Origin of the sequence: Massilia sp. CFBP9012 (genome assembly GCF_034045115.1) — a bacterium.
Classification (GTDB): domain Bacteria; phylum Pseudomonadota; class Gammaproteobacteria; order Burkholderiales; family Burkholderiaceae_D; genus Telluria.
On record NZ_JAXCWM010000005.1, the window covers coordinates 151,243 to 171,937 of the forward strand.

Below are 20,695 nucleotides of genomic sequence, written 5' to 3' on the forward strand. Positions count from 1 at the left end.
CCTATCCCGGTAGGTGGGAGTCGTTCCTGCCGCGCCTGGCAAGCGTGCGCTGCGTTGCTCGTCGTTGCATGGCTAGCCATGCGGCCTCCTCGCGCCTTGCTCACGCTCGCCATGCATCGGCATCAACTTCCCCCCACCTACCGGGATAGGTTCTGAGTTGCCAATCACGCCAGGGACGGATTTCTGGCGTTCATCCCCCTCAAACTGCAGACTGTCGCAATTTTCCGCTGGCTCGGCCGTGCATCGTTAAGATGTGCGTCCAGAGGCCATTGAGCGATTAGAATATCGGATTATTTATTTTTCCACCGAGAACTGAAATGAATATCGAACAAGCCCGCTTCAACATGATCGAACAGCAAATCCGTCCGTGGAACGTTCTGGACGAGGACGTGCTGGCACTGCTGCACGTGGTCAAGCGCGAACAATTCGTGCCGAAGGCCTACGAAAACCTGGCATTTGCGGACGTCGAGATCCCGCTGGCGGGTGGCGAAACGATGTTCAATCCGAAGGTCGAAGCGCGCATCGTGCAAGAGATCGCGGTGAAGAAACATGAGAACGTGCTGGAGATCGGCACCGGTTCCGGCTACATGACCGCGCTGCTGGCGCACACCGCGCGTCACGTGACCACGGTCGAGATCCAGCCAGAAAGCGTCACCCTGGCCAAGGAAAACCTGGCCAAGGCCGGCGTGATCAACGTCAGCGTCGAAGAAGGCAATGGCGCCCAGGGCTGGTCGACGGGCACCGAATACGACGTGATCGTGGTCTCGGGCGGCCTGCCGGTGCTGCCGGAAGCGCTGGTCAAGCAACTGAAAGTGGGCGGCCGCATGATCGCCATCCTGGGCGAGGCGCCAGCGATGACTTGCCAGCTGATCACCCGCACCTCGGAAACGGCGCACGACGCGGTCAAGGTGTTCGAGACCGTGGCCAAGCCGCTGACCGGCGCCGAAGCGCCGTCGCGCTTCACCTTCTGAGGGCGATCGATGCGACAGATTACCGCCCCCGAGTTGGCCGCCTGGCTGGCCGACCCGGCGCGCGAGCAGCCGCTGCTGCTCGACGTGCGCGAGGACTGGGAATTCGAGACCTGCAAGATCGCAGGCTCGACCCAGATCCCGATGCACCTGATTCCGGTCCGCGTGGGCGAGATCGACGATGACCGGGAAGTGGTGTGCATCTGCCACCACGGGGCGCGCAGCATGAACGTGGCCGCCTTCCTCGAGCGTAATGGATTCAGTAACGTAACAAACTTAACAGGCGGGGTACACGCCTGGGCCGTACAGGTCGATCCGTCGATGCCGAAGTATTGACCTGATCCTCAACTAGATGACTCCTGTGGAGATAGCAATGCAGAAACCCCTACTTGCCGTGCTGCTTGCCAGCGCGTGCTTCTCGCTCAACGCCCATGCTGCCGACCTGATCCAGGTGTACCAGCAGGCGCTGGCCAACGATGCGACGTATGCGAGCGCGCGCGCCTCGCTGGCCGCCGGCCGCGAGCGGATCACACAGGGGCGTGCAGGCTTGCTGCCGACCGTGGGTCTCAGTGGTGGGATCAGCAAGAACGACAACGACTTCGATCCATGGAATATCGGCCAGGTGGGCACCTTGCCGAATGGCCAGCCAGGCATCATCGATTCGAGCGGTTCGAACCTGCGCACCAACGAATACACGCTGTCGCTGCAGCAGCCGCTGTACCGCTGGGATCGCTGGCAGACTTACCAGCAGAGCAAGCTGCAGCAGGCGATCGCCGAGGCGCAGTTCGCCCAGGCCCAGCAAGACCTGATCACGCGCGTGGCCACGGCCTATTTCGACGTGCTGGCGGCGCAAGATAAACTGGAGTCGACCCGCGCCCAGAAGGAAGCGACCACCGAACAGCTGGCGTCGGCCAAGCGCAACTTCGAGGTCGGCACCCAGACCATCACCGACACCCACGAGGCGCAGGCCGCGTATGACCTGGTGCTGGCACAGGAATTCGCTGCCGTCAACGACCTGGACAACAAGCGCAACACGCTGCAGACGATCATCGGCACCGCGCCGGGCAACCTGGCCGCGCTGCGGCCGGGCGTGACGCTGGCGGTGCCGCAGCCGGCCTCGGTCGACCCCTGGGTGTCGTCGGCCGAGAACCAGAACTACGGCGTGACCGTCGGCCAGTTGCAGGTCGAGATCGCCATGCGCGACATCTCGCGCAATCGCGCCGGCCACCTGCCGACCGTCGACCTGGTGGCGAGTTCGACCCGCCGCGACATCAACGGCCGCACCGGCAGCTCGGGCGACACGAAGAACAATGCGATCGGCGTGCAGTGGAGCGTGCCGATCTTCAGCGGCTTCGCCGTGACCAGCCGGGTGCGCGAATCGATCGCGCTGGAAGACAAGTCCCGCAACGACCTGGAAGCGACCCGCCGCAACGCGGCGCTGCAGGCGCGCCAATCGTTCCTGGGCGTGAACAGCGGCCTGGCCCAGGTGAAGGCGCTGGAAGCGGCGGAAGTGTCGAGCCAGTCGGCGCTGGAGTCGAACAAGTTGGGTTACCAGGTCGGCGTGCGTATCAATATCGACGTGCTGAACGCCCAGCGCCAGCTGTACCAGACCCGCACCGACCTGTCGCGCGCGCGCTATGACGTGATCATCAACGGCCTGCGCCTGAAGGCGGCGGCCGGTTCGCTGCGCGAGGCGGACCTGGTGCCGGTGAATAGCTTGTTGGGCGAGTGATGCATCGGCGCACGTTCGCAACGCGTTCGTGATGACGGCGAGCCCGGGTCCAGCTATTGGATGCCGGGCTTTTTCATGGCTTGTCGCAGGCATGAATCGAAAGGATCTCCAATGAAGCTAAAGGCGGTTTTCCCGGAAGACCGGGGGCGTGGGGCTACTGCATCGACGGATCGGGAAAGCGCGCGGGAAAGCGCGCGCGAGGACGCCGTCGCCCAGCGTGCGCTCGCCGACTACATCGATCGCAGTCCGAGGGTGATCGCGCAGCGCCGCGCGATGGAAAACATCCAGGCTGGCGCGTCGATCGCGTCCACCCCGAACCGCACCGGCTTGCCGGACCAGCTGAAATCCGGTATCGAACAGCTGTCGGGCGTCGCGATGGATGACGTCAAGGTGCACTACAACTCGTCGGCGCCAGCCCAGTTGCAGGCGCATGCCTATGCGCAGGGCAGCGCGATCCACGTCGGGCCAGGCCAGGAACATCATCTGCCGCACGAGGCCTGGCACGTGGCACAGCAAAAGCAGGGGCGCGTGCAGTCCAACGCCATGGCGGGTGGCGTGGCGATCAATGACGACCCTGCGCTCGAGCGCGAGGCGGACGCCATGGGCGCGCGGGCGGCGCGGCATGCCGGAGCGACGGCGCCGGTGCCCCGGGGGGCTGGCGGCGTGCCACAGCGTACATTGCAGCGTGTGAAGAGCAAAGGACTCAAGAACAAGCTGAAAGGAGCCCTCATCAAGCTCTCCGAGGTCGACGCTTTCCAGAGTGACAGCAAGCTTTCAGATACGGCGATAGAAGAGCTGTTCGATAACGAGCTTCTCGATACCGCTATGGCGCTGGGTGGCGCCAAGGTCGAGAGGTTTGGCGACGACTTCCTGCTGTCGGTTAAGGCCGCGAAAACCAACCGCGACAGTCAGCAGATGTCGGCCACGGCGGCGGCGCCACGCAAGACGATCGTCGATGTCCTCGAAGAAGAGGCTGGACTGGCACCGCTCTATGGGGCGGTGTTGAAAAGCAGGGAAAGCGAGGCGGATCTGCGGGCGATCGTCAAGCAAGCGCCGGCACATATCGAGCAAATTCTGCAATGTGCGGCCGCAGGCGAAAACCGATTGACGCATGTAACGGCAATGTTAGCAACCAATATCCATGGCTATAACGTTCCGTCCGTGCTGACGCTGGCGGGAGGAGCCAATGGTGCGCTCACCGTCCAGGCTGCCTTGCAGGATTCGGCTCACGAGAACAATTTGATGTACCTGGAAAAATGGGTGGCATGGAAGCTGACAGCCGCATCGTCGGTGCAGATGAAGTATCTCGTGCGATTCCAGGCAAGGCTTGAGCTTGGGGGCGCCTCCCTGACGAAGCAAAAAGACGACAAGCCCTACCAGCAAGACAGCAACAAGCGTACCGGCTTCCTGAAGTATGCTTTTGGTGGCGGCACGACCATGTATATCCACACACATTGGAACCTGATCGACATGGATGGGAAAAAGGCCATGACGATCTACTCTTCGCATGTCCAGGACGCCGTGGACGGCGAGAATGGACTTGAGATCAATCAGTGGAGCCCATTTGCGAACGTTTCGCAGGCAATCCTGGCCGGACAGAATGCCGCGAATCCGACTGGCGGTCCATTAGCCATGTAACAGGCAGGCATGCGAAGCGCGGAAGGACCTTGCGCATGCCTGGCGGCTTGGAAAGATTACAGCGCCCGTGCCCGGCGCCACTGGATCAGTTCGGCGATGGTGAGGATTGGGAAGGCACGCTCTTCGGCGAACTGCTCGATCTGCTCGCCACGCATCATGGTACCGTCCGGGTTCATCAGTTCGCACAGCACGGCGGCCGGCTGCAGGCCGGCCAGCTTGGCCAGGTCGACCGAGCCTTCGGTATGGCCGGCACGCGCCAGCACGCCGCCTGGCGTGGCGCGCAGCGGGAACACGTGGCCGGGACGCACCAGGTCGTCCGGCTGCGCATTGCGCGCGATCGCGGCCTGGATGGTGGAGACGCGGTCCGCGGCCGAGACGCCGGTGGTCACGCCATGGCGGGCTTCGATCGAGACCGTGAACGGGGTGCCGTAGCGGCTGCCGTTCTCCGGCGCCATCGGCGGCAGCTCGAGCGCGCGCACCTTCTCGTCGGACAGGCACAGGCAGACGATGCCGCTGCATTCACGGATCATCAACGCCATGGTTTCGACGCTCAGTTTTTCGGCGGCGACGATCAGGTCGGCCTCGTTCTCGCGGTCGAAGTCGTCGAGCAGGATGACGGGGATGCCGGCGCGCATGGCGGCCAGGGCGGCGGCGATACGACCTTCGAGATCGTTGCTTTGAAGGGTGTAGGTAGGGACTAACATGTGAAACGCTCCTCGCATAGGTTGGCGAAAAACGCATCAGGGCAAAGCGAAACCGCGCACCTGTTCAACCGCAAAGGCGCGGGAGATCAGGCGCATGACAGCGCACATCTTCTTTCATCCGGACTATACCGTCGGCCCTGGCTTCTCACCAGGTCTGCTGACCCTGCTCAATGGGAGTTGAGCAAGCGCTCGCGGGCTCGACCCGTGAAGGTCATACCGCCGGTGGGGAATCGCACCCCGCCCCGAAGACGTAATTACATTGTGGTTGCCTGTTTGGTAGGCAGACGAGATTGTAGCAGCAGGTGAGGAATCCTGCTGAGTAGCTGTGAATATTCTCAGGTCTGCTCACAGCAGGGAATAGAGCTCGACGAATTATTCAGTATTACCCTAACTGATCTGGAATGCACTGATGATCACGAGATTTTTTCCTGGCACTAAGCGGAGCTTTATTCATTTGACGCATCCTTCGAATCTGGCGTCTCCTAAGCTATAGTCCTCGCGGATGACTTGCACGACAGTCCTTCCTGAGCCAGCGGGTTTTATACAGAATTCTCCTGAGTATCCGTCCATACTTGATCCTTCATGTTTAGCTTGCAAATAAACAGAATAAACTTTTAATAGTTGAAGTGGCTCAAGTGCGCGCTGAGTTGTTCCGTCTGGGAGTTCCCCAAATGGAATGCAGTGTTTTGGAAATGTATTGGGGAGTGAGTTATAGTCAGTTGCTCTAAAGCTCCAGATGGAGCGTGGTAGGCCGTCATCATTTTTATTTGGCAATTCATTAACGAACAGTCCATGAAGAGGGAGGCCGTTTTTCGTTTCAGAGTTATTTGGAACCGAAAAGCAGGGAGTTCCGTTATAGTCGATAATTTTAACGGTCCCGGCTCGTGATGTAGCAAATGATGATGAATAGATGAAAAATATTATGATGAATGAAATGTAGTGCAATATTTTCATCTGTGATGATTTTGATCTGATCATGTTTCGCCTTGGCAAATTTGCTTTTTGGCTCGGGTTCAGAATAAAATCTTCTAAAACGATTTCGAACATAGGGAGATCGTAAATGTGTTTAGCCTCATAGAGCGACTCTGCTCTCCATCCATGATTTTTTACGGCCCAATAGTCCGCCAGTAGGCATCCCTGCGCTTCCATGTTGTAGTCGCACAATCGTTTATTCATACTGAGGGTGTACACGTAGCTGAGTCCGAGGCGAATGGCTCCGCGAAGCATTACTGGGTACCCGAGTTGATATTGCCAGACATGTGTCATCTCGTGAATAAACCAACGCTTTTCCGAAAATTTTGCTTCAGAAAAATCAGGAAGGAAGCGTTCGTGATTAAAATAAACCTCGCCATTGGGTGCCGTCGCAACATTATTGGGCTGCAGTCCAAAAATAAGAAATTCTCTATTATGGATTCGAACTTTGCTGTAATCGATGGAGTCGCCGAATACACTCCTGCAGTTTTTTATCTCGCCAATTGTCATTCCGCGTGATTCGCCTCGGGGTGTTGATACAACTACCGATGATGTTCCAATATTTGTTGAATTTGTCGTTATATCGGACAAGATTATAGTTAGTTTGCCTTCTGCTTGTAATTCGCTAGTGGCGCAGCAGTCGATTGTGTTTGGCCGTAATGTTGCTTCCGTAATTGATAGTGGTTGTTCAGAAAGAATCCGGTCGGTCATGCCGTTGGCATCTGTGATGCCATTAATCACTGAGCCATCTTCTAATTTAAGTTGATACTTTAGATTTGTCAGTAGTGCGCCATTTGTATTCTTGAACTGGATTTATTCATCAAAATTACTAAGCTTTGGGGAAGCCGTGGAATTATTCGGTGCGGTTTGTCTAGTCGCTGGATCGGAGGGAAGCTTTAAAAGCGAAGTCTTAGTGCTACTTCCAGCCCCGAATACATGTTTCCCACCCTTGACCGAAAATTTCCCAGGGCAGGCAAAGGTGATATCCCCACCTTCCAGCGTGATCGCCGACTCGCCCGCCTGCAGCACGATCTTTTCCTTGGCCTTGATCTCGATCCGATCATTCACCGAAATCACAGTGACTTCCTTGTCCGCCAGGATTTCCAGCTGATCCGTATGCGCCTGCAGCGACACCGGCCCGTTCGCCGCGATCGCCTGGATCCCGCCCGCATGCGAAAACAGGCTGGCCGCGCCGCCCGCCACGGTCGACACCGTATGCGCCGCAGCGATATGGAAATCCGACTGCGTCGTCCACTGCATCTGCCCACCCGCATAGACCACGGTCGATGCCGGCGTCGCCCAATTCACGCTGGCCGCCGAGTCCATCAGCACGATCGCCGCCCCAAATTTTTCAACGGGCTGCTCGCCATCGAGCTCGCGCGACCCAACGAGCGCCTTGAGCGCCGTCTGCCCCCCAACCGCGCCGTCGTACTTGCCCTTGGCCTGAGGATCGATCAGCGCGATGAATTCCTCCTGCGCCTTGGCCGCATCTACACTGAACAACGCCTGCGACTGGCCGGCCGCATCGCGCAGCGCGTCCCCCAGAGACTGCGCCGCCCTGAACTGCGCCACGGCCTCGGCCGCATCCATCTGTGTCGACGTAATCCCGCTCCCGAGCTGCGGCCGCGCGCTGGTCGACAGCAGCACGCCTTCGCCGCCGCGCACGACCGCCCAGGCATCGGTGCGCAGCTCGAAGCCGCTGCCGCGATATCGCCCGCGCTGTGATGTTCCGGGCGGCTGCTCGATCAGGTAACCGAGATTGAGTTCGCTGCCCGCGCTGCTGCTTGCCAGCCGCGTGCGTAACTGGCCGCACGTATCGTCCACCTGCCACTGATTGAAACCACCGCCATCGAAGTTCCGGCTATGAATCCCGGACAGCACCCCGGCGTGTTCGGCGCCCGAATCCACGCCGGCCGCGAACGGCGGCAGGTCGACGCCGTTATGCAACTGCGCCACCATGACCGGCCGGTCGATGTCTCCTTCGATGAAATCCACCAGCACCTCGGTGCCGATGCGCGGCGTGAACACCGTGCCCCAGTTCGGCCCGGCCAGCGCCTCGGCCACGCGTATCCAGCTGCCGGAAGCGTCATTGCCCGGCGCGCTGCCGCGCTCATCCAGGTTGTGGGACACACCGCCCGGATTCGGATTGACGCCACGCTGCCACGCGAACTGGACTTTGACCTGATGATCGCGCGTGCTGGTGGCGACCGCATTCGGCAAGCCGACCACGAGCGCGGTCTGCGGCCCCAGGCTCGTGCAGGGATGCGGCGCGGCGGTCGCTGCCGGCACCAGCGCAACCACGTCGCGCACGCAGGCGAAGGCATTGCGGTAGGTGCCGTTCTCGACCTGTTTCGACGCGCCCGCGATTCCCGTGTCGAAGTTGTTGCGCGCCTCGTGCCGCACCCACAACACGCTGAACGCATCGGCTCCCGCCGGGTAGCGGTCGTGCTGCGTCAAGGTAAAGCCATGTCCCGCCGCGAGCCGGCGCACGGCGCCCGCGCCTTCGAAGATCTTGTTGTCCAATTCCAGCGCCAGCAGCATCAACTCGCTGTGAGCACGCATCGCGGCGCCGGTGTCTCCGCCGATGCGTTCGCCGCTGCCGTCATGGATGGACAGCACTGGCAGGGCGCCGGCATCGAGGTGAGAGTTCAGTTCGGCCGCCGGCGCCAGCAACACTGCCGGGTTCCAGCTGCTGATGCTGACGCCGTTCGCCGCTACCCGCCGCCGCGCGTGGAAGGTGTCGATCGCATCGTCGCGCTCGGTCGCGCGCACGCCGTGAAAGCGCAGCGTCGCGCCGCCCGGCGTCGGGGGAATCCGTGCACGCCGGTCGAAGATCACCAGCCGGTGTCGGGCCTGGCCGTGGTCGGCGCCAGCCACAGTGTCGAACGGTGCATGATCGAAGCGCCAGCTCAGGCCCTCGGATGCGAGCAGCCGCTCGAAGAATGCGTAATCGCTTTCGCGGTACTGGGTGCAGACGGGCCGCGGCGCCAGCTCCTGCGTCACGTCGAATGAGACTTCGACCTTTGGATAATCGGCCAGTAATTCACAGACGATGTCGCGCACGGTCTTGTTCTGGAACAGGTAGCAATCGCGCCGCAGCGTCAACAGCGCCAGCGCTGGTTCGAGTACCAGGCGGTAGCGGGCGACGCCGCCGTCGGCCCCCAGCCACGAGGCTTGCGTACACAAGCCATGCCAGGCGCGCCGGCCGCCATCCGGCTGCAGCAGGCCGACGCTCAATTCTTCGCCGATGAAGGAAGACAGGTCAAGGTCGGTCGAGGTGCTGAGCGCATCGACCTCGAAGCGGAACAGGGCGTTGACGGCTTCGCGTCCCGCGAAGCGCTCCGCCACGAGCGATTGCGGCAGGCCGCTTTTCTGGCTGCTGGCCAGGGTGAGGAGCCGCGCATGCTGGCTCAGGCCCGTGCCGAACAGGCCGAGCGAAGCGGGGTCGGGAAAGGCTCTCATGGGCGCAGGCAGGCCGGGATGGACATCGTCGCTCCTTTGCGTTGGCGGCAATGTCGATTTTAAGAGAGCTGGCCTGGTCGGTGATGCCTGCAGGCATGACGGTCGTCAAGCCGGAAGTGGGATATGCGTAGCGGGTAGCGGGGAATAAAAAAAGGCGCTGTCCTCGTTATCTGTTGATGACTCCGAATGCAATACGCAGCAATTGCTCGACAGAAGTGACCCGCCCGCCATCAAGCGCCCAATGCCAGCCCAGGTAGTTGGGGAGCCAGCGTGACGCCACGCCATGGAAGCGCGCCAGCCATTCCTTGAAACGCCGGTGATAGGCGTTCACATTTTGAACGTGGATGGCGCCCTCGGCGCCGTTGCGGACGCGTTTGCCGGCACTGAGATTGACGGCCTGGTGCGCAATGCCATGGGCACGGGCGAAGGCGGGATAGGCGGCGTTGGCATCGGTGACCAGCAGCGCCTGGGGATCGAGTCTCGGCAGCAGGTGCTTGACCAGCTGGGCCACCCTCAAGGCGCCGCGGCCGGTCACGGCGTCGATGGTCTGGCCGCTGCGGTCGCGTGCCACCAGGATGCAGTCGAGGTGATGCGAAATCCCGCGCAGGGCGGCCCTGCCGCCACGTTTGCGCGGCCGGCGATCGAGCTTGCGTGCCCCTTTCTGCGATTCGAGCAGAAACATTTCGTCTGCCTCGACGATGCCTAGCAGACGGTCAGGCCGGTCGTCCTTGACCCGGTCGAGAAAACGGTGGCGCCAGCGAAAGGTCGTGTTGGGGTGCACGCCGACACGCTTGGCCGAAGAGCGCACTGTGCGCGAATCGAGGACCGTTTCCAGATAATCGAGCCACTTGCCCTTGTGCCTGAGCCGCGCCAGCGACGTGCCGGTCAGGTCGTTGAAGGTGCGTCCGCAGGCGCAACAGCGAAAGCGTTGCAAGTCGTTGGCCTGGCCATGGCGGTGGCAACGCTCGCAGCCGCAGTTCGGGCAGCAGCGCCCCTTTGACCGGATCTCCCCAATGAGGGCGACCACCCGGTCGAGTCCGGCTGCCGGATGCAGGGCGGCTAGGACCTGCTGACGCTGCGGCTGGTTCAGTAGCGGTAGTTGGGCGACCAGCTTGGCGAACTTCGGCGCTCTCATGGCGCGCTCCCGATCGATGGCGACCGGGATTGGACCGCGGATCAGCTCAGCAGTTCAATGCTCATCCATATCTAACGATGACAGCGCCTAAAAAAATGGCGCGGTACCTGCAGGCGCCGCGCCATCCTTGCTGAAAATCAGGTCAGTGCTTAAGTGCTCAGCCCGCCGCCGCCGGCATGGTCGGCGCGCTCGATCAGTTCGACCTTGTAGCCGTCGGGATCGGTGATGAAGGCGATCACGGTGGTGCCGCCCTTGACCGGGCCCGGTTCGCGGGTGATGTTGCCGCCGGCTGCGCGCACCTGTTCGCAGGTGGCGTAGATGTCTTCGGCCGAGATCGCGATGTGGCCGTAGGCGCTGCCCATGTCGTAGCTGTCGGTGCCCCAGTTATAGGTCAGCTCGAGTTCGGCGTGGTCCGGATTGCTGCCGTAGCCGAGGAAGGCCAGGCTGTACTTGTATTCCGGATTGTCGCTGGTGCGCAGCAGTTTCATGCCCAGCACCTTGGTGTAGAAGTCGATGGAGCGTTGCAGGTCGCCGACCCTCAACATGGTATGCAGGATGCGCATTTTGGCTTGCCCTATGTGTTTCGAAGAACCGCCATTCTATGCGTTCGACGGCATCCTTGCCGAAGGCGCCGCAGGCCGGACGGCCCGCGGCGCGCCGGATCAGTTCTCGAGTTTGGCGTCGAGCGTGATCTTCGCGTTCAGCAGCTTCGAGACCGGGCAGTTTTCCTTGGCCGTGGTGGCCGCCTTGTCGAAGTCTTCCTGGCTGGCGCCGGGGATCTTGGCTACCAGTTCGAGGTGCACGGCCGTGATCGAGAAGCCGCCTTCGACCTTTTCCATCGATACCGTGGCCTTGGTACGCAGTTCGTCGGCGGTCAGGCCGGCCTTGCCCAACTGGCCCGACAGCGCCATCGTGAAGCAGCCGGCATGCGCCGCGCCGATCAGCTCTTCGGGGTTGGTGCCGGGTGCGTCTTCGAAGCGGGTATTGAAGCCATAAGGCTGGTCCTTGAGGGCGCCGCTGCCGGTCGAGACCTGGCCCTTGCCATCCTTGATGCCGCCACTCCAGACTGCGCTGCCATCGCGTTTGATCGTCATGTGTTATTTCCTTTCAGTGTCGTTGTCGTTGTCTTCGGGCGCAGGCTCGGCGTCGTGGTCGCGCATGTCGCGATGACGGTCGGGCTGCGGCTGGGCCTGGCCAGTGGCGCCGGGGGCGGGGTCGACCGCCTCCGAAATGCCGGGCGTGTTGCGCGAATCGGTGTCGACCAGGCCCTGCTCGAGGTCCTTGGCGGCCTGCTTCATGACGCCGCGCGGTTCCTGGTCCTGGCCGTCCGGCGTCTCGTCGCGTTCGTGTGGCTGGCGTTTGACGCCATCGTTGCTCATCGGTTCCTTCGTATTGACGAACCGATCCTTGGATTCAGTCACCATGGTGCTCTCCTTTGTCATTTCGTCATTCCCATCGTAACTGTGTCGCATCGAAACAGTCGCGCAATTGAAAGCCGTAATTTGATGATGCTTTTTTGCAATTAGATGGTTAACATGGGAGCTTGACCGTATTGACGGAAAGCGCCGTGAGCTCCCACACCCTGACCGACCACGCCAGCATCCCCTGCAAGAACTGCGGCACGACCACGCACGGCAATTACTGCCAGCAGTGCGGGCAGGCCACCCACCTGCACGTGCCGAGCGCACGCGAATTCCTGCACGAGTTCATCGCCCACTACGTGGCGCTGGAGGGAAAGCTGTGGAAGTCGCTGGCCCTGCTGATTGCCAAGCCGGGTTTGCTGACCTGCGAATACATCGAGGGCCGCCGCGTGCGTTATCTCGAGCCGCTGCGCCTGTACCTCACCTTCAGCATTATTTTCTTTGCGCTGTTCAAGCTCAGTGGCGTCGAGGTGGCGCGCTTCGACGAGCCGTCGCCGGCCCTGGCCGCCGCGGTGGCCGAAGGGCGTGCCAAGGAGACGGTGCTGGGCCCGGCCATGGGAGCGGACGCCGCCGAGTATGAAAAAGTCCTGGGCGTGCTCGACAAGAAGGCCAGCAATGTGCATCCCGTGCTGCGCGAACGAGTGGCGCGCTTCATGTCGCTGTCCCCGCAGGCACAGAAGTCGGCGCTCAAGCAGGCCTTCTACAGTTACACGCCTTACGCGATCTTCGCCATGATGCCGCTGTTCGCGCTGTACCTGAAGATCCTGTACCTGGGCACCGGGCGTCGCTATGGCGAGCATTTCCTGTTCGCCCTGCACGTGAATGCCTTTGCCTTCCTGATGCTGTCGGTGATGATCCTGGTGCCGGAAAGCTGGAAATTCATAACCTTCGCGCTGCTGCTATGGCTGGTGTTCTACCTGCCGATCGCGATGCGCCGCGTCTACGAGCGCAGCTGGGTGGGCACCGTGGTTCGCTGGACCGTGCTGATCTTCGCGCACATCGTGACCCTGGCCTCGGCTGTATTGACCGTGATGGGTATGGTACTGATGGGCTGAGCCGGGAGGCTCTTGCAGTGCAGGGCCGGCGCCCGCTATACTGTTCATCTATACAGTAATTGCCGAGCGCCGTATGGCAGCCGCAGGGATTATCGGTTAATCTCCAGCGTGTCGTTTAACCCTATACCGCAGAGACCGTCATGCCCGCTTCGCCCCAACCGCAACAGATCATCGCGCTCGTTGTGCGGCATAACACGGCAGGCGTCGAAGAGCCGGTCGGCCGCATCCGCGATTTCCTGCAAGAGGCGGGCTACCGCGTGGTGTTCGAGGCCGATACCGCGGCCAACCTGCAACTGGACGATATCGATTCGATGACCGTGGCCGAGATTGGCGCGCAGGCGAAGATCGGGATCGTGGTCGGCGGCGACGGCACCATGCTGGGCATCGCGCGCCAGCTGGCCGCATACGACATCGCCCTGATCGGCATCAACCTGGGCCGGCTCGGCTTCATCACCGACATCCCGCTCGACGACATGCTGCCGGCGCTCAGCGAGATCCTGGAGGGCCGTTCGCGTCTGGAGGAACGCACCCTGCTCGAAGCGCGCGTGATGCGCGACGGCGAACAGATCTTCTGCAGCGTGGCCGTCAACGACGTGGTCGTGGCGCGCGGCACCGGCGCCGGCATGGTCGAACTCAAGCTGACCGTCGACGGTCAATTCATGTACAACCAGCGCTCGGACGGCCTGATCGTGTCCACGCCCACCGGCTCGACGGCCTATGCGCTGTCGGCCGGCGGTCCGCTGCTGCACCCGAGAATGAAAGGCACGGTGCTGGTGCCGATTGCGCCGCACGCGCTGTCGAACCGGCCGATCGTGGTGCCCGACGATAGCGTGATCGTGGTCGAGCTGGTCAGCGGACGCGACATCAGCGTGAACTTCGACATGCAGACTTTCACCAGCCTGCAACTGGGCGACCAGATCGTCATCTCGCGTTCGCCGCACACGATCACCTTCCTGCATCCGCTCGACTGGAGCTACTACCACACGCTGCGCCAGAAGCTGCACTGGAACGAATACCCCACCAACGACGGCAAGCTCAAGTAAGTCGCCACGATCCAGCGCCTGACCTGATCGCCACAGAATCGCCAATCACCGGAGACCCGATTTTTCATGCTGCGCACACTGACCATCCGCGACTTCGTCATCGTCGACGCCATCGAACTGGAGTTCTCGAACGGCTTTTCGGTGTTCACCGGCGAGACCGGCGCCGGCAAGTCGATCCTGATCGATGCGCTGCAACTGGCGCTGGGCGGACGCGGCGACGCCAGCATGGTGCGCGAAGGCGCGGCCAAAGCCGACATCACGGCCGATTTTTCGCCGACCGCAGCGGCGTCGAGCTGGCTCGAGCAGCATGAATTTGGCGTCGAGGAGGGCGGGGCGCTGCTGCGCCGCGTGATCGACAATGCCGGCCGCTCCAAGGCCTATATCAATGGCGTGGCCGCCACCGCGGCCCAGCTGCGCGAACTGGGCGAACTGCTGGTCGACATCCATGGCCAGCACGCCCACCAGTCGCTGCTCAAGCCGGACGCCCAGCGCGCGCTGCTCGACAATCAGATCGCGGTGCGCGATCCGCAGGCGCGCATCGAGGCGCAAGAAGTGTCGCAAGCCTGGCGCGCCTGGCGCGCGCTGGTGCGCCAGCGCGAAGAATACGAGACCAATGCCAAGAACGTGCTGATCGAGCGCGAGCGCCTCGAGTGGCAGGTGAGCGAGCTCGACAAGCTGGCGCCGAAGGCCGGCGAATGGGTCGAGATCAGCAACGAGCACAGCCGCCTGTCGCATGCCGCCAGCCTGCTCGAAGGCGCCCAGGAAGCCCTGGCCGCGATCTCGGAATCGGAGCATCCGATCCTGTCGCAGCTGTCCTCGCTCAATGCCAAGCTCGGCAAGCTGGTCGACGTCGACGCCCAGCTGCAGTCGGTGCTCGATTGCATGGAGCCGGCCCGCATCCAGCTGCAAGAGGCCGTGTCCGAGCTGAACAACTACATCGACAAGGTCGAGCTCGACCCTGGCCGCCTGCGCGACGTCGACGCCCGCATGGAGGCGCTGCACAGCGCCGCGCGCAAGTACCGCGTCACGCCCGAAGAACTGCCCGAGGAACACGCGCAATTGGCCACCAAGCTGCGCCAGCTTGCCGACGCCACCGATATCGAGGGCCTGCGCAAGCAGGAAGACAAGGCCGCAGCCGCCTATATGGACGTGGCGGGGCGCCTGTCGGCGCGCCGCGTCAAGGCCGCCGCCGAACTGGGCACGCAAGTGACGGCCGCGATGCAAGAACTGAGCATGAGCGGCGGCAGCTTTGCCATTGGTCTCAATAGCGGCGAGCCGGGCGCGCATGGCCTCGAACAGGTTGAATTTTTGGTCGCCGGCCATGCCGGCGTGGCGCCGCGTCCGCTGGTCAAGGTGGCCTCGGGCGGCGAACTGGCGCGCATCTCGCTGGCGATCTCGGTGATCACCTCGAACGCGACCACGGTGCCGACCCTGATCTTCGACGAGGTCGACACCGGCATCGGCGGCGGCGTGGCCGAGGTGGTGGGGCGTCTCCTGAAACGCCTGGGCCAGCAGCGGCAAGTGCTGTGCGTGACCCACTTGCCGCAGGTGGCAAGCCAGGCCAACCAGCATTTCCAGGTGGCCAAGGGCACGACCGGCGAAGGCCGCACCGTGTCGCGCATCGACGTGCTCGACAGCCGCGCGCGGGTGGAAGAGGTGGCGCGCATGCTGGGCGGGATCGAGATCACCGAGACCACGCGCAAGCATGCGCGGGAGTTGCTCGCTTCCTGACATCGGCCAACAGCCTCAGCACGTCGTTCCCGCGAAGGCGGGAACCCAAGTCCTTCGCGCTGCCGATACCGCCAAACGTAGCGTCAGCGCTAACAACCTTAGGTTCCCGCCTGCGCGGGAACGACGTGTTTGAGGCGCTGGCTGCCGGGTAGAGGCTGGTCTGCACCTATCCAATTAGTTGTCATGCCGCTTTCTTCATTCTGTGGCAGAGTGACGTTCGACCTGCGGCCCTCACGTCGCAGCATCGTTCGCCAACTCAACCATGGAAGGAATTCGCATGAGCATCGAAAAAGTCCTGTACCGCGCCCAAGCCACCTCGCAAGGTGGCCGTGAAGGCACCTCGAAAAGTTCCGATGGCGTCCTTGACCTCAAACTGAGCACGCCTAAGGAACTCGGCGGCGGTGGCGGCTCGGGTACGAATCCGGAGCAGCTGTTCGCGGCCGGCTACTCGGCCTGCTTCCTGGGCGCCCTGAAATTCGTGGCCGGCCAGGCCAAGGTCGCGCTGCCGCAAGACCTGACCATCACCGGCGACGTCGGCATCGGCCAGATCCCGACCGGCTTCGGCATCGAAGTCGATCTCACCATCAAGGCTCCGGGCATGGACCAGGCCCAGCTGCAAGAGCTGGTCGACAAGGCCCACATCGTGTGCCCGTACTCGAACGCCACCCGCGGCAATATCGACGTGCGCCTGCACGTGAACACCTGATTCCTGGCAGTCAGAACAGTTTCCGTGGCGGCAGCGCCACGGAAGGCGGTGGCGCCACTCCGGCAAAAGGGGGCGTCATCCGCTTTGCCGATACCCCCCACTTATAATAGGCAGGTCCTTTCCTACTTTCCTGTCTATGCCATTTCGTAAAGAACCGCCTCACATTCACGGTACCGTGTCGCCCAGCGCGATCGTCCTGGTCAATCTCGGCACGCCGGACGAGCCGACCCGCTCGAGCGTGCGCCGCTACCTGAAGCAGTTCCTGTCCGATCCGCGCGTGGTCGAGATCCCCAGCCGCATCTGGTGGTTCATCCTGAACCTGTTCATCCTGCCGTTCCGTTCCGGCCAGTCGGCCGCCAAGTACCGCACCATCTGGACCCGCGAAGGCTCGCCCCTGCGCATCCACACCGCCCAGCAGGCGGCAAAACTGCAGGCCGTGCTGGCCGAACGCGGCCACGAAGACGTCAAGGTGGCGATGGCCATGCGCTACGGCACGCCGTCCCTGCCCGACGTGCTCGACCAGCTGAAGGCCGACGGTTGCGACCGCATCGTCGTGCTGCCCGCCTACCCGCAGTATTCGGGCACCACCACTGCCTCGATCTGGGATTCGGTGTTTCAACATTACGCGCGCGTGCGCAACGTGCCCGAGCTGCGCCTGGTGAAGCACTACCATGACCATGAAGGCTATATCAACGCGCTGCGCGACAGCGTGCAGGCCCACTGGGACGCCCACGGCCGCGGCCAGAAACTGGTGATGAGCTTCCACGGCACGCCCAAGCGCACCCTGGAGCTGGGCGACCCGTATTTCTGCGAGTGCCAGAAGACCGGGCGCCTGCTGGCCGACGCGCTCGGGCTCGCGCCGGACGACTACCTGGTCACCTTCCAGTCGCGCTTCGGCAAGGCCGAATGGCTGCAGCCGTACACCGCGCCGACCGTGCAGCAACTGGCGCGTGACGGCGTCGAGCGCATCGACGTCATCTGCCCGGGCTTCACCAGCGACTGCCTCGAGACGCTGGAAGAGATCTCGATGGAAGTGCGGCACGACTTCATCTCGAACGGCGGCAAGGAATTCCATTACATTTCCTGCCTGAACGCCTCGCCGTCCTGGATCCGCGGCATGGCCGAGATCGCCGAGCAGCACCTGATCGGCTGGCCCACGATCCAGACCCCGGCCCAACGCGAGGCGCGCCGCCTCGACACCGAGCGCGGCGCGCAGAACGCGGCCCGCCTGGGCGCCTGACCTGTCGCATGCCAGCGCCCGCCTGGCATCGATTCCACGGCCACCGGCAAGCGCTTGCTTATTGACAACCTGCTAAAATGCCAGGTTGTTGGTGCTGGGCGCCGTATTTATCCGTTTTTTAGATGCCATCTCTGCAATTCCCCTTGAAATTGTAGGAGATCGCCCCATCTGGGGCGCTGTGTATCGATCCGGATACGTCTCTGACTCAGCCAAGTCCTTGATTCTAGGAGTTTTTCCGATGCAAGACCAAGAAAACAAAGAGGTGCTCCAGCAAGCTGGCGAGGCGCCTGCCGCCGACGCCACTGAGGGTGCGACCGCACACACCGCTGCTCCGGCCGCGCCATCGGCCGAACCGGGCCTCGAAGAACAACTGAGCGCCACCGAAGCCAAGCTGGCCGAGATGCATGACGCCTTCATGCGCGCCAAGGCCGAAGCGGACAATATCCGCCGCCGCGCCCAGGAAGACGTCAGCAAGGCCCACAAATTCGCCATCGAAAGCTTCGCCGAGGCCATGGTGCCGGTGCGCGACAGCCTGGAAATGGCCGTCAAGGTCGAGGCCCCGACGGTGGAGTCGATCAGGGAAGGCGTCGAAATGACCCTCAAGCAGCTCACCTCCGCGTTCGAGAAGAACCGCCTGGTTGAAATCATGCCGCAGGCAGGCGACAAGCTCGACCCGAACAAGCACCAGGCCGTGGCCGTCGTGCCGTCGGAGCAGGAAGCCAATACCGTGGTCAGCGTACTGCAGAAGGGCTATATGATCGCCGACCGCCTGCTGCGTCCGGCCATCGTGACCGCGGCGGCGCCGAAATAAGGACCGGTGGCGGCATCCGTGTGTGTTCTAACTGACGCTGTCAACTGAGCCACTTGAAAGCACGCCATCCCTTCCCAATATTGAATCCATCAGAAATTCACAAATACTAAAGGAACACATCATGGGCAAAATCATCGGTATCGACCTGGGCACCACCAATTCCTGCGTCGCCATCATGGAAAACGGTACCCCGAAGGTGATCGAGAACGCCGAAGGCGCGCGCACCACGCCGTCGATCATCGCCTACCAGGAAGACGGCGAGATCCTCGTCGGCGCGCCGGCCAAGCGCCAGGCAGTCACCAATCCAAAGAACACCCTGTTCGCCGTCAAGCGCCTCATCGGCCGCAAGTTCGACGAGAAGGAAGTGCAGAAAGACATCTCGCTGATGCCGTACCAGATCGTCAAGGCCGACAACGGCGACGCCTGGGTCGGTGTGCGCGACAAGAAACTGGCAGCCCAGCAGATCTCGGCTGAAGTCCTGCGCAAGATGAAGAAGACCGCCGAGGACTACCTGGGCGAAGAAGTCACCGAAGCCGTCATCACCGTGCCGGCCTACTTCAACGACTCGCAGCGCCAGGCGACCAAGGACGCCGGCCGCATCGCCGGCCTGGACGTCAAGCGCATCATCAACGAACCGACCGCGGCTGCGCTGGCATTCGGCCTGGACAAGACCGACAAGGGCGACCGCAAGATCGCCGTGTATGACCTGGGTGGCGGCACCTTCGACGTCTCGATCATCGAGATCGCGGACGTGGACGGCGAGAAGCAGTTCGAAGTGCTGTCGACCAACGGCGACACCTTCCTGGGCGGCGAAGACTTCGACCAGCGCGTGATCGACTACATCATCGACGAGTTCAAGAAGATCAACGGCCTGGACCTGTCGAAAGACCCGATCGCCCTGCAGCGCATCAAGGCTTCGGCCGAGCGCGCCAAGATCGAACTGTCGTCGTCGCAGCAGACCGAGATCAACGAGCCTTACATCGCCATGGCGAACGGCGCGCCGGTCCACCTGAACCTCAAGATCACCCGCGCCAAGCTGGAGTCGCTGGTCGAGGAACTGATCGCCAAGACCATCGAGCCATGCCGCATCGCCATCAAGGATGCCGGCGTCAAGGTCTCGGACATCGACGACATCATCCTGGTCGGCGGCATGACCCGCATGCCGAAGGTGCAAGAGAAAGTGAAAGAGTTCTTCGGCAAGGATGCACGCAAGGACGTGAACCCGGACGAAGCCGTCGCCGTCGGCGCCGCGATCCAGGGTTCGGTCCTGTCGGGCGAGCGCAAGGATCTGCTGCTGCTGGACGTGACCCCGCTGTCGCTGGGCATCGAGACCCTGGGCGGCGTGATGACCAAGATGATTCACAAGAACACCACGATCCCGACCAAGTTCTCGCAGGTGTTCTCGACCGCCGACGACAACCAGCCGGCCGTGACCATCAAGGTCTACCAGGGCGAGCGTGAAATCGCGCAAGGCAACAAGAGCCTGGGCGAGTTCAACCTGGAAGGCATCCCGCCGGCAGCACGCGGTACGCCACAGATCGAAGTGACCTTCGACATCGACGCCAACGGCATCCTGCACGTCGGCGCGAAAGACAAGGCCACCGGCAAGGAAAACAAGATCACCATCAAGGCCAACTCGGGCCTGTCGGAAGAAGAAATCCAGAAGATGGTGAAGGACGCCGAGCTGAACGCGGAAGAAGACAAGAAGGTCAAGGAACTGGCCGAAGCCCGTAACCAGGGCGACGCGCTGGTCCACTCGACCCGCAAGTCGCTGACCGAATACGGCGACAAGCTGGACGCGGCCGAGAAAGAGAAGATCGAAGCGGCGATCGCCGACCTGGAAGGCGCGATCAAGAGCGGCGACAAGGCGGACATCGATGCCAAGACCGCGGCCCTGTCGAGCGCAGCGCAGTCGCTGGGCGAGAAGATGTACGCCGACATGCAGGCGCAGCAGGCAGGCGGCGCGGGCGCCGCTGGTGCGGGCGCCGGTGCTGCCGGTGGCGAGCAGTCGGCCAAGCAGGACGACGACGTGGTCGACGCCGACTTCAAGGAAGTGAAGGACGCAAAGTAAGCGTCA

18 protein-coding genes and 1 riboswitch are annotated in these 20,695 nt (G+C 62.3%); of the genes, 11 read left to right on the forward strand and 7 right to left on the reverse strand.

Going from position 1 to position 20,695, the window contains the following annotated elements:
• The first annotated feature begins 317 nt into the window (after positions 1–317).
• The 4 genes from SOM61_RS09770 (at position 318) to SOM61_RS09785 (ending at position 4,338) form a co-directional block, all read left to right on the forward strand.
• Complete coding sequence (locus SOM61_RS09770; RefSeq protein ID WP_320473909.1) at positions 318–971, forward strand: protein-L-isoaspartate O-methyltransferase family protein; 654 nt, start codon at positions 318–320, stop codon at positions 969–971.
• Positions 972–980: 9 nt separating this feature from the next.
• Positions 981–1,304, forward strand: coding sequence for a rhodanese-like domain-containing protein (locus SOM61_RS09775; RefSeq protein WP_123067826.1), 324 nt, complete (start codon positions 981–983; stop codon positions 1,302–1,304).
• A gap of 37 nt (positions 1,305–1,341) precedes the next feature.
• Positions 1,342–2,700, forward strand: coding sequence for a TolC family outer membrane protein (locus SOM61_RS09780; RefSeq protein ID WP_320473910.1), 1,359 nt, complete (start codon positions 1,342–1,344; stop codon positions 2,698–2,700).
• 111 nt (positions 2,701–2,811) lie between these two features.
• Positions 2,812–4,338 (forward strand): eCIS core domain-containing protein, encoded by a 1,527-nt coding sequence (locus SOM61_RS09785; RefSeq protein WP_320473911.1) that lies wholly within the window; start codon positions 2,812–2,814, stop codon positions 4,336–4,338.
• 56 nt (positions 4,339–4,394) lie between these two features.
• On the opposite strand, the gene ribB is transcribed toward SOM61_RS09785, so the two are convergent.
• The 7 genes from ribB to SOM61_RS09820 form a co-directional block, all read right to left on the reverse strand.
• Positions 4,395–5,042: a 3,4-dihydroxy-2-butanone-4-phosphate synthase gene (ribB, locus tag SOM61_RS09790; protein WP_320473912.1), complete on the reverse strand. Its 648-nt coding sequence runs from the start codon at positions 5,040–5,042 to the stop codon at positions 4,395–4,397.
• Between the two features lie 102 nt (positions 5,043–5,144).
• A riboswitch (FMN riboswitch) is annotated at positions 5,145–5,296 on the reverse strand.
• Positions 5,297–5,492: 196 nt separating this feature from the next.
• A complete protein-coding gene (locus SOM61_RS09795) occupies positions 5,493–6,755 on the reverse strand; it encodes a hypothetical protein (RefSeq protein ID WP_320473913.1) in 1,263 nt (420 codons plus the stop codon).
• Positions 6,756–6,827: 72 nt separating this feature from the next.
• Complete coding sequence (locus SOM61_RS09800) at positions 6,828–9,476, reverse strand: type VI secretion system Vgr family protein (RefSeq protein ID WP_320473914.1); 2,649 nt, start codon at positions 9,474–9,476, stop codon at positions 6,828–6,830.
• Positions 9,477–9,642: 166 nt separating this feature from the next.
• Positions 9,643–10,611 (reverse strand): IS1595 family transposase, encoded by a 969-nt coding sequence (locus SOM61_RS09805; protein ID WP_320473915.1) that lies wholly within the window; start codon positions 10,609–10,611, stop codon positions 9,643–9,645.
• Positions 10,612–10,760: 149 nt separating this feature from the next.
• On the reverse strand, positions 10,761–11,174 hold the full coding sequence (gene gloA, locus SOM61_RS09810) for a lactoylglutathione lyase (protein WP_292035590.1): 414 nt from the start codon (positions 11,172–11,174) through the stop codon (positions 10,761–10,763).
• A gap of 99 nt (positions 11,175–11,273) precedes the next feature.
• On the reverse strand, positions 11,274–11,705 hold the full coding sequence (locus SOM61_RS09815; RefSeq protein ID WP_320473916.1) for an OsmC family protein: 432 nt from the start codon (positions 11,703–11,705) through the stop codon (positions 11,274–11,276).
• Positions 11,706–11,708: 3 nt separating this feature from the next.
• Complete coding sequence (locus SOM61_RS09820; RefSeq protein WP_147935644.1) at positions 11,709–12,035, reverse strand: hypothetical protein; 327 nt, start codon at positions 12,033–12,035, stop codon at positions 11,709–11,711.
• Positions 12,036–12,178: 143 nt separating this feature from the next.
• Here SOM61_RS09820 and SOM61_RS09825 point away from each other — a divergent pair, with 143 nt between their 5' ends.
• The 7 genes from SOM61_RS09825 to dnaK all read left to right on the forward strand — a co-directional run bounded on the left by SOM61_RS09825 (position 12,179) and on the right by dnaK (position 20,689).
• Entirely contained in the window at positions 12,179–13,087 is a 909-nt protein-coding gene (locus tag SOM61_RS09825) for a DUF3667 domain-containing protein (protein ID WP_320473917.1), read from the forward strand.
• A 140-nt stretch (positions 13,088–13,227) separates the two neighbouring features.
• Complete coding sequence (locus SOM61_RS09830; protein WP_320473918.1) at positions 13,228–14,130, forward strand: NAD kinase; 903 nt, start codon at positions 13,228–13,230, stop codon at positions 14,128–14,130.
• A 66-nt stretch (positions 14,131–14,196) separates the two neighbouring features.
• Positions 14,197–15,861, forward strand: coding sequence for a DNA repair protein RecN (gene recN / locus SOM61_RS09835; protein WP_320473919.1), 1,665 nt, complete (start codon positions 14,197–14,199; stop codon positions 15,859–15,861).
• Positions 15,862–16,138: 277 nt separating this feature from the next.
• Positions 16,139–16,567 (forward strand): organic hydroperoxide resistance protein, encoded by a 429-nt coding sequence (locus SOM61_RS09840; RefSeq protein WP_147935640.1) that lies wholly within the window; start codon positions 16,139–16,141, stop codon positions 16,565–16,567.
• A 136-nt stretch (positions 16,568–16,703) separates the two neighbouring features.
• A complete protein-coding gene (gene hemH / locus SOM61_RS09845) occupies positions 16,704–17,807 on the forward strand; it encodes a ferrochelatase (RefSeq protein WP_320473920.1) in 1,104 nt (367 codons plus the stop codon).
• A 238-nt stretch (positions 17,808–18,045) separates the two neighbouring features.
• Positions 18,046–18,618 carry a nucleotide exchange factor GrpE gene (gene grpE, locus SOM61_RS09850; protein WP_320473921.1) on the forward strand — a complete coding sequence of 191 codons (573 nt, stop codon included), beginning with the start codon at positions 18,046–18,048 and terminating at the stop codon, positions 18,616–18,618.
• 121 nt (positions 18,619–18,739) lie between these two features.
• The gene (dnaK, locus tag SOM61_RS09855; protein ID WP_320473922.1) at positions 18,740–20,689 is read left to right on the forward strand and encodes a molecular chaperone DnaK; all 1,950 of its coding nucleotides are present in this window, start codon (positions 18,740–18,742) and stop codon (positions 20,687–20,689) included.
• Positions 20,690–20,695: the final 6 nt, after the last annotated feature.

Coding starts and splice junctions, on each gene's coding strand:
- SOM61_RS09770 (WP_320473909.1), top strand. CDS start 318: ATGAATATCGAACAAGCCCGCTTCAACATGATCGAACAGCAAATCCGT.
- SOM61_RS09775 (WP_123067826.1), top strand. CDS start 981: ATGCGACAGATTACCGCCCCCGAGTTGGCCGCCTGGCTGGCCGACCCG.
- SOM61_RS09780 (WP_320473910.1), top strand. CDS start 1,342: ATGCAGAAACCCCTACTTGCCGTGCTGCTTGCCAGCGCGTGCTTCTCG.
- SOM61_RS09785 (WP_320473911.1), top strand. CDS start 2,812: ATGAAGCTAAAGGCGGTTTTCCCGGAAGACCGGGGGCGTGGGGCTACT.
- ribB (WP_320473912.1), bottom strand. CDS start 5,042: ATGTTAGTCCCTACCTACACCCTTCAAAGCAACGATCTCGAAGGTCGT.
- SOM61_RS09800 (WP_320473914.1), bottom strand. CDS start 9,476: ATGAGAGCCTTTCCCGACCCCGCTTCGCTCGGCCTGTTCGGCACGGGC.
- SOM61_RS09805 (WP_320473915.1), bottom strand. CDS start 10,611: ATGAGAGCGCCGAAGTTCGCCAAGCTGGTCGCCCAACTACCGCTACTG.
- gloA (WP_292035590.1), bottom strand. CDS start 11,174: ATGCGCATCCTGCATACCATGTTGAGGGTCGGCGACCTGCAACGCTCC.
- SOM61_RS09815 (WP_320473916.1), bottom strand. CDS start 11,705: ATGACGATCAAACGCGATGGCAGCGCAGTCTGGAGTGGCGGCATCAAG.
- SOM61_RS09820 (WP_147935644.1), bottom strand. CDS start 12,035: ATGGTGACTGAATCCAAGGATCGGTTCGTCAATACGAAGGAACCGATG.
- SOM61_RS09830 (WP_320473918.1), top strand. CDS start 13,228: ATGCCCGCTTCGCCCCAACCGCAACAGATCATCGCGCTCGTTGTGCGG.
- recN (WP_320473919.1), top strand. CDS start 14,197: ATGCTGCGCACACTGACCATCCGCGACTTCGTCATCGTCGACGCCATC.
- SOM61_RS09840 (WP_147935640.1), top strand. CDS start 16,139: ATGAGCATCGAAAAAGTCCTGTACCGCGCCCAAGCCACCTCGCAAGGT.
- hemH (WP_320473920.1), top strand. CDS start 16,704: ATGCCATTTCGTAAAGAACCGCCTCACATTCACGGTACCGTGTCGCCC.
- grpE (WP_320473921.1), top strand. CDS start 18,046: ATGCAAGACCAAGAAAACAAAGAGGTGCTCCAGCAAGCTGGCGAGGCG.
- dnaK (WP_320473922.1), top strand. CDS start 18,740: ATGGGCAAAATCATCGGTATCGACCTGGGCACCACCAATTCCTGCGTC.